Source organism: Pseudomonas lactucae (assembly GCF_016937615.1).
GTDB lineage: Bacteria > Pseudomonadota > Gammaproteobacteria > Pseudomonadales > Pseudomonadaceae > Aquipseudomonas > Aquipseudomonas lactucae.
This window is the reverse complement of the sequence record NZ_JAFHKI010000108.1, coordinates 1-13,013: the sequence shown is the minus strand read 5'-3', so window position 1 is coordinate 13,013 and position 13,013 is coordinate 1. Positions and strand designations below refer to the sequence as shown.

The window sequence follows — 13,013 nt, the reverse complement described above, 5'->3', positions numbered from 1 at the left end:
CGAGGCTGCGTTTGCGGTGTCACCAGACACACCGCCGACGCAGCCTCGCCAAGGCTCGGCAGCTGCTACGCACCGCTATCGGGAGCAAGTCGAATCGTCGCACCGCCCCTCCCACATTTTGATCTCCATGCATCAGGTAGACCTCAATCTGCTCTGGCTCTGGCGTTCGTCTGACGAAACCACAGGCTTGCGGTACTATGGCGGCCCACGTTTTCTGGAAGTTGCCTGGATGAGTAAGCCCGGTCAATTGGTGCTGGTTGCACTGCGCAAGATGATTGCCAGCGGCGAGTTGGCGGCAGGCGAGCGCTTGATGGAGATCCCCACGGCGCAACGCTTTGGCGTGTCGCGCATGCCGGTGCGCATGGCGTTTCGTACCCTGGAACAGGAAGGGCTGCTGGTGCCGTTTGGCGGGCGTGGGTATCAGGTGCGTTCGGTCAGCCCCAGCGATATTGCCGGCGCGGTGGAGGTGCGTGGCGTGCTCGAAGGCCTGGCGGCGCGCCAGACCGCTGAGCGTGGCTTGTCCGAGGAGGCGCGCAGGGTGCTGGAGCGTTGCCTGGTCGAGGGTGACCAGTTATTCGATAAAGGCTATGTGACCGAGGACGACCTGGAGGTTTACCACGACCTGAACATGCGTTTTCACCAGGTCATCGTCGAAGGCAGCCACAACCCGGCGATTGCCGATGCCCTGGCGCGCAATGATCACCTGCCGTTCGCTTCGGTGACGGCGCTGGCGGTGGACCGTGAGGACATGGCCCGCGAATACCGCCGCTTCAACTACGCCCACATGCAACACCATTCGGTGTTCGACGCCCTGGTCAATCGCCAGGGCGCGCGCGCCGAAGCCATCATGCGCGAACACGCCAATGCGACCTTGCGCTATGCCGAGATCTTCAGCTCCGCCACCGCCGACGCACGCATGAAGGTGATCCTGCCCGCGTCGTGACGCGGTTCAGATATCGAGCACCAGCAGCGGGGTTTTCGCGCGTGAGCAGCACGGCGTGAACTGGTCATTCAGGGCTTGCTCCTGTTCGGTGAGGAACAAGTCGCGGTGCTCCGGGATGCCTTCCAGCACGCGGGTCAGGCAGGTGCCGCAGATCCCTTGCTCGCATGACACGGCAATCTCGATGCCGTGACTTTCCAATACCTGGACCACGCTTTTGTCGGTCGGTATCTCGAAGACCTGGCCGCTGCTGGCGATCTTCACCGAAAATCGCCCATCCAGACGGCTGTCCACCGGCGCCGCCGAGAAGTACTCACGGTGCAGGCAGTTTTCCTGCCAGCCCTGGGCGCGGGCACTGTCGAGCACATGCTGCATGAAGCCGCCGGGGCCGCACACATACAGGTGCACGTCGTCTGCCGGTGCCGCCAGCACCTGCGCGGCATTGAGCGCCGTGTCGGGCTGCTCGTCGAAATGCAGGAACACCCGGTCGGCAAACGGGGAATCCTTGAGGCGCTGCACAAACGCCGCGCGCTCGCTGGCACGGGCGCAGTAGTGCAGTTCGAAGTCGGCCCCGCCATGAGCCAGACGCTCGGCCATGCACAGGATCGGCGTGATGCCGATGCCACCGGCAAACAACAGGCTGCGTCGGGCTTCATGGGCCAGCGGGAAGAGGTTGCGCGGTTCGTTGATGGTCAGGCGCGTGCCTTCGTGCACCTGTTCGTGCAGGCTGCGCGAGCCGCCTCGCGAGGCGGGGTCGTTGAGTACGCCAATCAGGTAGCGATGACGCTCCTCAGGGTGATTGCACAGCGAATATTGTCGGATCAGCCCGTCCGGCAGGTGCACATCGATATGCGCCCCAGCGCTGAACGGTGGCAGTGGCGCGCCATCGACACGGGCCAGTTCATAGCTGCAAATGTCCAGCGCCTCGACGCGCCGCGACGTCACCACCACCTCGATCATGTCGGCTCTCCGGCGCGTTCCCGCGCGATCAATCGCTCCAGTACCTTGCGCGACTGCACGCCACCGGCATCGATATTCAGCTTGAGCAGGTTGCGCGTCGGGTGGGCAAGCAGGTTCTGCTGCTGACGTTCGAGCATCTCCAGGTCTTCGCTGAAAATCTTGCCCTGGCCTTCGCGAATGCTGGCGGTCAGCGCCTCATCGCGAGGGTTGAAGTTGCGCGCCATGCCCCAGAAGTACCAGATCGACGTGTCGGTCTGCGGCGTGATGAAATCGACCACGATGCTCGCCGCCTTGTACTCCGGCGCTGCGTGGTAGCCGCCCTTGCCGGCATGGGCCACGCCGACTTCGATCAACACGTGGCTGGGCGGGGTAAAGCGACAGATCTGCCAACGATCCACCGGTACGTCATCGGCCAGGTTATTGCCACGCAGGGCCATGCGCCAGAACGGCGGCGCCATGATGTTCTCCATGTGCCGGGCAGTGACCACTTCATCGCCGTCCACCGTGGTCACGGGCGGCGCCTCGTCGATCTCCTTCTGGCCGATGCTGGATGCATGCACGTAGGTTTCGTGGGTCAGGTCCATCAGGTTGTCGATCATCAGGCGGTAATCGCACTGGATATCGAACAGCCCGCCGCCGTAGGCCCACTCATCACTCACCGCCCAGTCCAAATGATGAATCAGCGCAGGGTCAGCCTGGGCCTGATCACCCGGCCACACCCAGATAAAACCGTAGCGCTCAACCGCCGCGAAGGTCTTGTTGCAGGGAAAACCGCGTACCCGCTGGCCAGGCATCTCGACCGTCTTGCCATCGCAGCCCATGACCAGGCCGTGGTAGCCGCACACCAGGTTGCCATTCTCGACATACCCCAGCGACAACGGTGCGCCACGATGCGGACAAAAATCTTCGACGGCCACCACCGCGCCTTGCAGGCCACGGTAAAACACCATTTTTTCACCGCAGATCTGCCGGCCCAGCGGCTTGTGCGCGATCTCATCGGGGGTGCAGGCGACATACCAGGTGTTCTTGGGGTACATGGCGACTCTCCAGGCAATGGATTATTTTTGTTTGTTGGATCCATTAAATTGGAGGGGTAATGGGTAGTCAAGCTGGATTAGGGGCTTTAGTGGGCGATTATCGAACGGCCTGCCAATTAATGGATCCATTGTTAGGCCGATGTGAGTAAATGGCTGTGAGCCAGAGAGTCGTCAGTAACGAATCATCACCGACTTCAACTCGGTGTAATCCTCAATAAACGCGCCACCAAACTCCCGACCCACCCCCGAGGACTTACTGCCCCCAAACGGCACCGCTGGATCCAGTAACGTGTGCATATTCACCCACACCGTACCCGCCTCAATGGCCGGCACCATCCGCAGCGCCTTGCCCAGGTCATTGGTCCAAAGGCTGGCGCTCAACCCATAGGGCGTGTTGTTCATCAACGCCACCAATTCGTCTTCGGTGTCGTACGGCAAAAACGTAGCGATCGGCCCGAAGGTCTCTTCGTTGAGCAAGGTATCGTTGACTCCGTTGGCCAGGATGATCGTCGGCTCAACGTAGCAACCCGGCCGGTCAATCAGCTTGCCGCCGTGCACGATGCGGTTGTTTTCCGCCCGCGCCTTGTCAAAGAACGCGCCCAGTTTGAGTTGATGCTGACGGTTGGCGACCGGGCCGAACTCGGTACGCTCATCCAACGGGGAACCGATGTTCAGCGCGCTCAAGCGCTGTGCGAGTTTGTCCATGACCGCGTCGATCTGCGAGCGATGCACAAAGAAGCGTTCGGCCGCCGCGCAGATTTGCCCGGAGTGCAAAAAGCCCGCCTCGATGATGCCGTTGACCGCCTTGTCCAGGTCCACATCGGGCAGAAAACCCGCCGAGTTTTTCCCGCCCAGTTCCAGGGTGGCGCGGGTCAGCCCGGCGCCCATGGCGCTCTGGCCCACGGCAATGCCGGTCGGCACCGAGCCGGTAAACGACACCTTGTTGGTGCCGGGATGTTCGACCAGCCCTTTGCCCACCGGGCCGCCGCCGGTCAGTACGTTGAGCGCACCCGGCGGCAGGCCGGCCTCCATCGCCAGTTCGGCGATACGCAGGATGGTCAGCGGCGTGAACTCACTGGGTTTGATGATGATGCTGCAACCGGTCACCAGCGCCGAGGCGAGTTTCCACAGTGCGATCATGGTAGAGAAATTCCACGGCACGATCCCTACCACCACCCCGACCGGTTCGCGCAGGGTGAAGGCGGTGTAGCGTTCACCGGCGAACGAGGGCAGTGACGGCGTGATGGTCTGCCCGGTGATCTTGCTGGCCCAACCAGCGTAGTAACGCAAAAAATGCGCCGCCTGGTCGACTTCGAAGGCCCGGGAAATCTGGATGATCTTGCCCGACTGGCAGGTCTCGATCTGCGCCAGTTCTTCGCGGTGCTGCTCCAGCAGGTCGGCCAGTTTGAACAGCACATTGCCGCGTATCGCCGGGGCGACCTGGGACCATTGTTTGAAACCCCGGCGCGCGGAGGCCACGGCCGCGTCGATATCGGTCGGGTCGGCGTCGGCGACCTGGGCGATGACTTGGCCGGTGGCCGGGTTGATCACCTCCAGCGTCTGGCCGGAGTGACTCTGCACGTAGCCACCGTCGATAAACAGCGCGTGTTGTCGACGCAGAAAGGCTTCGACGTGAGGCAGCAGTGGAATATCGCTCATGGGGTTTTCCTGGTCGTGAACAAAGAAAAACCCTAGGGTAATCCACTGCTGCATGCCCGGCTTGACTGTGCCTGCCGCGCACTATGTCTGTGGCTGCCAGGCCTGTGAAAAGTGCAATCTTGACTCTGGAACGTGCATTTTATGCCCGCCAGGCACACACCATACTGCCCTGCATCCGGCGCCGCGCCTTGATTCCCGTGGTCGTCCGGACATCCAATAATAAGCAGGGCATCCATGAAAAAGCCAAACCCGCTTCTCGAAGACCTCAAGTCCCTCCTGCCCGCCATCGCGGCCAATGCGTTCCAGGCCGAGCAGGACCGCCAGGTGCCCGCCGAAAATATTGCGTTGCTCAAAGGCATCGGCCTGCACCGTGCGTTTCAGCCCAAGGCGTTCGGTGGCATGGAATTGTCGCTGCCACAGTTTGCCGACTGTATCGCGGCGCTCGCTGGGGCCTGCGCCAGCACGGCCTGGGCCATGAGCCTGTTGTGTACCCACAGTCATCAACTGGCGCTGTTCTCGGCCACCCTGCAGCAGGAAGTCTGGGGCACCGACCCGCATGCCACGGCCAGCAGCAGCATCGCCCCCTTCGGGCGTACCGAAGAGGTCGAGGGCGGCGTGCTGTTCAGCGGTGAGATGGGCTGGAGCAGCGGCTGCGACCATGCCGAGTGGGCGATTGTCGGCTTTCGCCGGCCGAATGCCGAAGGCACGCAGGACTACTGCTTCGCGGTGCTGCCGCGCAGTGACTATCAGATCCGCGACGACTGGTTTGCCGCCGGCATGAAAGGCAGCGGCACCAAGACGTTGATCATCGACAAGGCCTGGGTACCGGAGCATCGCATCCAGAAAGCCAAGGACATGATGGAGGGCAAGTCCGCAGGCTTTGGCTTGTACCCCGACAGCAAGGTGTTCTACTCGCCGTACCGTCCGTATTTTGCCAGCGGCTTTTCTACCGTGAGCCTGGGCGTCGCCGAGCGCATGCTCGAGGTGTTCCGCGAAAAGACCAAGACCCGCGTGCGCGCCTACACCGGCGCGGCGGTCGGTGCGGCCACGCCGGCGTTGATGCGCCTGGCCGAGTCGACGCATCAGGTTGGCGCCGCGCGCGCGTTTCTTGAAAAGACCTGGGCCGAGCATGCCGAACACAGTGAGCAGCAGCGCTACCCCAGCCGCGAAACCCTGGCGTTCTGGCGCACCAACCAGGCCTATGCGACCAAGATGTGCATCCAGGCGGTGGATCGCCTGTTCGAAGCCGCCGGCGGCAATGCCTGGTTCGAACATAACGAAATGCAGCGCCTGTTCCGTGATTCGCACATGACCGGCGCCCATGCCTACACCGACTACGACGTCTGCGCGCAGATCCTCGGCCGCGAGCTGATGGGCCTGGAGCCTGATCCAAGCATGATCTGAACCTGCGCTTGATAACAACAATCAGGGCCGCGTCTGACGCCGCCCGGGAGTCTTGCATGTCTGAATCGACCTTCGACCCACGCGCCTTTCGCCGCGCCCTGGGTAACTTTGCCACCGGCGTGACCGTGGTCACCGCCGCCGACGCCGTCGGGCGCAAGGTGGGCGTCACCGCCAACAGTTTCAACTCGGTGTCGCTCGACCCGCCGTTGGTGCTGTGGAGCCTGGACAAACGTTCCAACAGCCACGAGGTGTTCGAGCAGGCCAGCCATTTCGCGGTCAACGTGCTGGCGGCGGACCAGATCGACCTGTCGAATAATTTTGCCCGACCCAAGGACGATCGCTTCGCCGAGATCGAATACCAGCCCGGCGAGGGTGGGGCGCCGGTGTTCGCCGATTGTTCGGCGCGGTTTCACTGCGAAAACTACCAGCAGGTGGATGGCGGCGATCACTGGATCATGATCGGCAAGGTGGTGGCCTTCGATGATTTCGGCCGTGCGCCGCTGCTTTATCATCAGGGCGCCTACTCAATGGTCCTGCCCCACACGCGCATGACCAAGCGCGACGACAGCCAGCCGCCGAGCAGCCATTTCCAGGGTCGCCTGAGCCACAACCTGTACTACCTGATGACCCAGGCGGTGCGCGCCTACCAATCCAGCTACCAACCCCGGCAACTGTCCACCGGCCTGCGCACCAACGAGGCACGCATGCTGATGGTGCTGGAGAACGACGCGCGGCTGAGCACCCAGGACCTGTTGCGTGAAGTGGCCATGCCGGTGCGCGAAATCGACGAAGCCGTGGCCAACCTCAAGCGCAAGGGGCTGGTGAGCGATGATGACAACGGCGTACGCCTGACCGCTGCCGGTGTGGAGCAGACCGAAGACCTGTGGGCAATTGCGCGTGAACAGCAGGACAAGGTGTTCGCCGCGTTCACGGACGCACAGATCGAAACGTTCAAGACGGTGTTGAAGCAATTGATCCGCCACTGCTGATCGTAAAAAAACCGAGGCCAATAAAGGCCTCGGTTTTTTATTGATCGTACCCTGCAGATGCACGATGGCGCCTGGCAGCCAGGTGCAAGCGGGCGTGCAGGCTCGTACAAGCAATCACGGGCGGTTTGCGATCAGATCCAGCGTTTCGATGCATGCGCAGGGGGCAGACTCATGTTCTTCAAGAAACGACAGCCGATGCAGGACCTGGCTGTCCACCTCAAGCAGTTGTTGGCGGGGGAGGCGTCTGATACCTCGACGCTGCACGCGTACCCGTCGGTACAGTCCCTCTTGGAACAGCTCGCGCAACAGCGGGCGAACGCCGACCGCCAATTGCAGCAGGCCGAGGCAGCGGCCGCAAGCCAGGCCGCCCAGCGGGCGGTCGACGAACAGGCCCTTGAGGCGCTGCGTCAACAACTGGAACAGGTCCGGCAACGTGAGGCGGCATTGGACGTCGAGCTGCAGCGGCAGCGGCTGCTCTGTGACCGGCAGCAACAGGAGAAACAGCTCTGGGAGCTGCTGCTGTGCACCATGACCGAGGGCTGCTGGGACATCACTGTGGTGAACGGTGACGTACAGGACCCGCGCAGCCAGATGCGCATTTTCAATCAGTTCCGCCTCTTGCTGGGGTATGCCCCCGATGAGCTGCCCGACGGTTGGGATGCGCAGGTCGGCATTACCCATCCCGACGACTTGCCCAAGATCATGGCGATTTTCGACCGGGAGATCCTCGCCGCGCATGGCAGCGGTGAGTACGTATTTGAATACCGGATGCGCCACAAGACCCGCGGCTACATCTGGTGCCGCGAGCGCGGCCGGGCCGTGCGGGACGCCCAGGGGCGCTTGACGCGGGTGCTTGGCGCGGTCCGGGATATCAGTGATGAGCAGTCGGCCCGCACCACCCACCAACAATTGCTTGAGCACAACCAGGCCACCTATGGCCAGATCGCCACGGTGGTCAGTGTGATCAAAGGCATTGCCGACCAGACCAACCTGCTGGCCTTGAACGCGGCCATTGAAGCCGCGCGGGCCGGCGAGGTCGGCCGTGGGTTTTCGGTGGTGGCCGATGAGGTGCGCAAACTGGCGGAAAACACCCGCCAGGCGACTCATCGGATTCAGACGATGTTGCACCCGCACAAACAATAACCTGCTTCAGCGCTGCGCCGCAGCGCCTGAAAAGGGTCAGAAGGGTACGGCCACGGTCAACTGGCTGTAGAGGTTGGTGCCGTTGCCACCCACTTGGTTGCCCCCGGTGTCGGCGTCCTTTTTCGGTTGGTAGATGCCCACCAATGGGCTGATGATCAGGTGGCTGTTGACCGCCCATTCGGCGTACAGGTCCAGCTCGCGGGCATCCAGGTTCAAGGCGTCGCGTTTGCGCAAGGTGTTGAAGTCGAAGTACAGCGCGCCGACCGTCAGGTTTTCCAGGGGAGTGGCCTTGAGTCCTACATGCTGGATGCCGGTGTTGCTGTTGAACGGGCCGGCATAGTTGGAGGCCACTTCTCCCTGGAACCAGGTGCCGTAGCCGGTGCTGAGCCCGGTGAACAACGGGTCCCATTTTTGCGAGTAGCGGGTGTAGCGATAGGTCAGTTTCGGCGCCCAGCTGACATCGGCAAAGGTGTAGCCGGCTTCGCCATACCAGGCTTTTTCCGGACCGGCATCCTTGTCCTGCCAGGCGTATTCGAAGGCAAAGCTGGCGTTGTCGATACCCGCGCTGCCTTCGCCGCGCAGGCTGTAGGTGTTCATGCCGTCGCGCTGTTTCTGAAAGTCGCTGGCCCATTGGTCGGTGACCCCGATGCCGTGTATCCAGGTCAACCCCAGCGTGCCGGCGGCGGCCGTGTAGTCGAGGGTGCCCGCCGCCAACTCGGTTTCGGCCTGGGCGCGGTTGTCGGATTTGAGCCACAGTACCGACCCATGCAGGCCGTCCTGGCCACCCAGGCGCAGCACGGCGGTACGGTCGAAGGCGTGACGCGCGGCGAGGTAGTAGGCACCCCCGCGATTCAATGCGCCGTCAGCCGGGCCCTTGCCCAGGTTGGGGCCGTCGTCGTTGATCAGGAAACCGCGGCCCAGCTTGACCACCTGGCGGCCGACGGAGAAATCCACCCCGTCCTTGCCCAGTGGCGGAAACAGTTCGGCCGAGCGCCAGCCCAGGTACGCGTCTTCGATTTTCGTGGTGCGTTCCGAACCGTCGGTGTTGCCGGCGGCGTCGCCGTCGCCCCAGGTGCCGGAGCTGACCCAATTGAGCGCGCCATAACCGGTGCCGTAACCAGCCAGGCCCTGATCGCCGCTGACCCCATATTTGATGAAACCCTCGCGCCAGGATGAGCCGCCCGGCGTGCCATCGTAGTTATGACGGCTGTTGAACATCCCGTAGACCGCCAGGAAGTCGGCATTGAGGTGGGTGTCTTCGTCGGCGTAGAGCTCATAGGCCTGGGCCGTCGAGTGGGTGATCAAGAGTGCGATGCCCAGGCCGACAGCCTTGGACAGCGTGCAGGTTTTCAGAGTGTGCTCCATAGTGATAGTCCCCAGCATGGTTAGGTCGAGGGCGCATTAAGATGGCTGGGCGCAGGGCAAGTCTTTTCCCTGCGTGCCAGCTAATTGATCCTGCCCGCCAAGGCCCACGCCCTGGCAGGCAGCAACAAAAGTGACGGCAGACATGGGCAAGACGCTCGGCGCGTTGGCGGTGCACAGTGATTTTCGCTCGAGGCCGTTTCGATCAGGGACTGGCCGGGGAGGGCTTAAAACGCCAGCGCCTTGTACGGCTCGATGCATCCACTCAGAAATCCGCTTTCGAGGATCCGCACCATGTCGATCAATGACCGGCTCACGCAGCACCTGAAACGAGGCAGCGTCGGCTTTCCGACCGCGCTGGCCAGCACCATCGGCCTGATCATGGCCAGCCCGGTGATTCTCACCGCGACCATGGGCTTCGGCATCGGCGGCAGCGCTTTTGCGGTGGCCATGCTGATCGCGGTGGTGATGATGCTGGCGCAGGCGACCACCTTCGCCGAGGCCGCCGCGATCCTGCCGACCACTGGCTCGGTCTACGACTACATCAATTGCGGCATGGGCCGTTTTTTTGCGATCACCGGCACCTTGTCGGCGTACCTGATCGTGCACGTGTTTGCCGGTACCGCCGAGACCATTCTGTCCGGGGTCATGGCGCTGGTGAACTTCGAACACCTCAATACCCTGGCCGAATCCGCCGGGGGCTCCTGGTTGCTGGGCGTCGGGTTCGTGGTGGTGTTCGGCATCCTCAATGCGTTCGGCGTCAGTGCCTTCGGCCGGGCCGAGATCATCCTGACCTTCGGCATGTGGACCACGCTGATGGTGTTCGCCGTACTCGGGCTGATTGCGGCGCCGGCGGTGCAACTGGAGGGCTGGTTCGGCGTGTCACTGGTGGGCACCGACCTGATCACCATCCTGTCGCTGGTGGGCATGGCCATGTTCATGTTCGTCGGGTGCGAGTTCGTCACGCCGTTGGCGCCGGACTTGCGCAATTCGGCCAAGGTCATGCCCAAGGCCATGCTCCTGGGCCTGCTCAGCGTGGCCACTTGCATGTTTCTCTACGGCGCGGCGATGAAGCGCCAGGTCGAAAACGTGTTGCTGGATGCCGCCACCGGCGTACACCTGCTGGACACGCCGATGGCGATTCCGCGCTTCGCCGAGCAGGTCATGGGGCAGGTCGGCCCGCTGTGGCTGGGCATCGGTTTTCTGTTTGCCGGCGCCGCGACCATCAACACGCTGATGGCGGGCGTGCCGCGAATCCTCTACGGCATGGCCGTGGACGGTGCGTTGCCCAAGATGTTCACCTACCTGCACCCACGCTTCAAGACACCGTTGCTGTGCATCCTGGTGGCGATGCTGATTCCGTGCCTGTATGCCCTGTGGTTGGGCGGTAACACCGATAACATCATGCACCTGGTGCTGGCGGCGGTGTGTGCCTGGAGTTTCTCGTACCTGCTGGTGACGCTGTCGGTGGTGATCCTGCGCATTCGCCGTCCTGATCTGCCACGGGCCTATCGCTCGCCGTTCTTCCCGTTGCCACAAATCCTGTCCAGCGTCGGCATTTTGCTCGGGATGTGGTTCATCACCCCGCCGGGCATGAACCCCGCCGACATTTACGTGCCGTTCGGGGTGATGCTGGCGATTACCGCTGCCTACGCGCTGTTCTGGACATTGGTGGTGCAAAAGGTCAATCCATTCAAGCCGGCGTCGGTCGAAGACGTGCTGGCCAAGGAGTTTTCCCATGAACCTGGCAACCTTCACAACGAGCCTTTCGAGCATGCTGCAAAAGCTGTCTGAGCTGTTCAGTGCCAGACGCGCTCCGGCCGGTTACCGGCCCGGGGTCACGCTGGAGTACTTGCGGCGCAACCTGGGCCTGTCGAGCTTTACCTCGACCGGGCCAGCCAGTGCGGTGTTCGGCCTGGACGCCAACGGCCTTGAGGTGACGGTTGTCGAGCGCACCGAAGCGCAATTGCTGATGCACCTGGTCATGACTGAATTCAGGATCCGCTTGCCCGCTTCAGAGCAGGGCAGTGCGCGCCTTGAGCTGCACCACCGTGGATCGATTCGGCGCACCGGGCTGGCGTGTCGGCAACGGGCCGGCGACCCCGCCCTGCGGGCCAGGCTTGAGGCGGTGTTAAGCGACGATGAAGCTTTGCATCAGGCCTTGATGGCGCTGGATTTCAAGCACCTGCGCATCGAGTTGGACGACCAGCAATGGCGCGTCCGGCTGGAGCACATGGGCGGCAGCGAGGTGGTCAATCGCATGCCGGCGTTTCGGCGTTATATCGCCCTGAGCCCGACCCAGCGCGCAGGTTTGCTGGCGGTCCTGGCAGGTTTGCAACGGGTGCTGAGCGGGTTGTGATGAGTTGGCATCATTAGTGCTTTTACAGGTGGTATGACGTGCTTGTTGCGCCTATATAGATAACATGTTAACTATTGGCCAACAAAAACAAGAAGCCACTTTGGAGTTGCCATGAGCACTTATCAATCTGCGGACCATGGACTGGAAAACTGGACGCGGGATCTACGCGCCGCCTGCGGCCATTTCGACACGGAACTGGCGTTTAACCGCTCACTGTTTATCGGTGAGGTGTCCAAGCGTGAGCGCGGTGGCCTGTCACTGGCCAACCTGCGTACCAATGCCGGGATGATCAAGCGTGAACGGCCCAACGCCGATCACGACATGGACCAGCATTGTTTCCTCGTCAGCCAACGCAGCGGCTATTGCCAGATCACCCAGAACGGCCAGGTCGTGCAACTGGCCCCCGGCGACATGCTGCTGATGGACTCCACAGGCTCGATCGAGATCAGCCCGTTTGGCCTGATCGAACATGCCTCGCTGTCGCTCTCGCGCAATGAAGTGTGCAAGCAACTGGGCGGCGCCCCGAAAACCTTTGGCAAGATCTCTTCAAGCAAGGCCTGTGGCCGCATGCTCCACGTGCTGATGGACCAACTGTGCCGGGAAGGGCTGGGCGACCAGGATTCGAATGAGGAGGCGCAGGCCCTGCAAGCAGCCTTTGTGTCCTTGCTGGGCTCAGCCTTTGAAGTGCATGACGCACCCGGTGAGGGCATCGCCTGCGTGCAAGGCGGCAACCTGCGCAGCTACGTGCAGAAAGTCATCGACGAGTCGCTGACCCAGCCCGGCCTGAGCCCGGTGGGCCTGGCCAGCCGCTTGAACATCTCGGTGCGGCACCTGTACCGGTTGTTCGAAGAGCAGGACGACAGCGTTTGCCGCTACATTCAGCGCGCGCGGCTCAAGCGCAGCGCGGATGACTTGACCAACCCGTTCCTCAAGAGCGAGTCGATCACCTCGATTGCCTACAAGTGGGGCTTCACTGATTCGGCGCACTTCAGTCGCTCGTTCAAGAAGCAATTCGAGCTATCGCCCAAGGATTTTCGTTCGACCCATCTGCAACAGGCGGTGGGTGCGGCCTAGGTGGCCTTGTTTCACCTCAGGCAACATGACGGCTCGGGAGCAGGCAACTACCCAACTGATGCCCCGCGATCCAACTGTGGGAGGGG

11 protein-coding genes are annotated in these 13,013 nt (G+C 62.4%); 7 read left to right on the top strand and 4 right to left on the bottom strand.

From position 1 onward, the window contains the following. Positions 1-229: 229 nt before the first annotated feature. Positions 230-943, top strand: coding sequence for a GntR family transcriptional regulator (locus tag JWR98_RS19885; RefSeq protein WP_205490995.1), 714 nt, complete (start codon positions 230-232; stop codon positions 941-943). Positions 944-949: 6 nt separating this feature from the next. Here JWR98_RS19885 and JWR98_RS19880 read toward each other — a convergent pair whose 3' ends face one another. The 3 genes from JWR98_RS19880 to JWR98_RS19870 all read right to left on the bottom strand — a co-directional run bounded on the left by JWR98_RS19880 (position 950) and on the right by JWR98_RS19870 (position 4,596). Beyond that, complete coding sequence (locus tag JWR98_RS19880) at positions 950-1,900, bottom strand: PDR/VanB family oxidoreductase (RefSeq protein ID WP_078732647.1); 951 nt, start codon at positions 1,898-1,900, stop codon at positions 950-952. Continuing rightward, a complete protein-coding gene (locus tag JWR98_RS19875; protein ID WP_078732648.1) occupies positions 1,897-2,937 on the bottom strand; it encodes an aromatic ring-hydroxylating oxygenase subunit alpha in 1,041 nt (346 codons plus the stop codon). The genes JWR98_RS19880 and JWR98_RS19875 overlap by 4 nt, the downstream gene beginning before the upstream one ends. Positions 2,938-3,108: 171 nt before the next feature. Further along, the gene (locus JWR98_RS19870) at positions 3,109-4,596 is read right to left on the bottom strand and encodes an aldehyde dehydrogenase family protein (protein ID WP_205490994.1); all 1,488 of its coding nucleotides are present in this window, start codon (positions 4,594-4,596) and stop codon (positions 3,109-3,111) included. Between the two features lie 234 nt (positions 4,597-4,830). Here JWR98_RS19870 and JWR98_RS19865 point away from each other — a divergent pair, with 234 nt between their 5' ends. From JWR98_RS19865 to JWR98_RS29910, 3 genes are all read left to right on the top strand, one after another. Further along, positions 4,831-6,000 carry a p-hydroxyphenylacetate 3-hydroxylase oxygenase component gene (locus JWR98_RS19865; RefSeq protein WP_003173197.1) on the top strand — a complete coding sequence of 390 codons (1,170 nt, stop codon included), beginning with the start codon at positions 4,831-4,833 and terminating at the stop codon, positions 5,998-6,000. Positions 6,001-6,056: 56 nt separating this feature from the next. Then, positions 6,057-6,989, top strand: coding sequence for a p-hydroxyphenylacetate 3-hydroxylase reductase component (locus tag JWR98_RS19860; protein ID WP_078732651.1), 933 nt, complete (start codon positions 6,057-6,059; stop codon positions 6,987-6,989). A 171-nt stretch (positions 6,990-7,160) separates the two neighbouring features. Further along, positions 7,161-8,132: a methyl-accepting chemotaxis protein gene (locus JWR98_RS29910; RefSeq protein WP_279654187.1), complete on the top strand. Its 972-nt coding sequence runs from the start codon at positions 7,161-7,163 to the stop codon at positions 8,130-8,132. A 36-nt stretch (positions 8,133-8,168) separates the two neighbouring features. Here JWR98_RS29910 and JWR98_RS19850 read toward each other — a convergent pair whose 3' ends face one another. Continuing rightward, positions 8,169-9,497: an alginate export family protein gene (locus JWR98_RS19850; RefSeq protein WP_078732652.1), complete on the bottom strand. Its 1,329-nt coding sequence runs from the start codon at positions 9,495-9,497 to the stop codon at positions 8,169-8,171. 291 nt (positions 9,498-9,788) lie between these two features. Between JWR98_RS19850 and JWR98_RS19845 the strand changes: the two genes are divergently transcribed. From JWR98_RS19845 to feaR, 3 genes are all read left to right on the top strand, one after another. Next, entirely contained in the window at positions 9,789-11,288 is a 1,500-nt protein-coding gene (locus tag JWR98_RS19845) for an APC family permease (RefSeq protein ID WP_205490993.1), read from the top strand. Beyond that, the gene (locus JWR98_RS19840) at positions 11,269-11,853 is read left to right on the top strand and encodes a DUF3156 family protein (protein ID WP_205490997.1); all 585 of its coding nucleotides are present in this window, start codon (positions 11,269-11,271) and stop codon (positions 11,851-11,853) included. The genes JWR98_RS19845 and JWR98_RS19840 overlap by 20 nt, the downstream gene beginning before the upstream one ends. Positions 11,854-11,964: 111 nt before the next feature. Further along, entirely contained in the window at positions 11,965-12,927 is a 963-nt protein-coding gene (feaR, locus tag JWR98_RS19835) for a transcriptional regulator FeaR (RefSeq protein WP_205490992.1), read from the top strand. Positions 12,928-13,013 lie beyond the last annotated feature (86 nt).

Bases quoted from the DNA above. Each gene is read 5' to 3' on its own strand.
- JWR98_RS19885 (WP_205490995.1), top strand. From the start codon at position 230: ATGAGTAAGCCCGGTCAATTGGTGCTGGTTGCACTGCGCAAGATGATT.
- JWR98_RS19880 (WP_078732647.1), bottom strand. From the start codon at position 1,900: ATGATCGAGGTGGTGGTGACGTCGCGGCGCGTCGAGGCGCTGGACATT.
- JWR98_RS19875 (WP_078732648.1), bottom strand. From the start codon at position 2,937: ATGTACCCCAAGAACACCTGGTATGTCGCCTGCACCCCCGATGAGATC.
- JWR98_RS19870 (WP_205490994.1), bottom strand. From the start codon at position 4,596: ATGAGCGATATTCCACTGCTGCCTCACGTCGAAGCCTTTCTGCGTCGA.
- JWR98_RS19865 (WP_003173197.1), top strand. From the start codon at position 4,831: ATGAAAAAGCCAAACCCGCTTCTCGAAGACCTCAAGTCCCTCCTGCCC.
- JWR98_RS19860 (WP_078732651.1), top strand. From the start codon at position 6,057: ATGTCTGAATCGACCTTCGACCCACGCGCCTTTCGCCGCGCCCTGGGT.
- JWR98_RS29910 (WP_279654187.1), top strand. From the start codon at position 7,161: ATGTTCTTCAAGAAACGACAGCCGATGCAGGACCTGGCTGTCCACCTC.
- JWR98_RS19850 (WP_078732652.1), bottom strand. From the start codon at position 9,497: ATGGAGCACACTCTGAAAACCTGCACGCTGTCCAAGGCTGTCGGCCTG.
- JWR98_RS19845 (WP_205490993.1), top strand. From the start codon at position 9,789: ATGTCGATCAATGACCGGCTCACGCAGCACCTGAAACGAGGCAGCGTC.
- JWR98_RS19840 (WP_205490997.1), top strand. From the start codon at position 11,269: ATGCTGCAAAAGCTGTCTGAGCTGTTCAGTGCCAGACGCGCTCCGGCC.
- feaR (WP_205490992.1), top strand. From the start codon at position 11,965: ATGAGCACTTATCAATCTGCGGACCATGGACTGGAAAACTGGACGCGG.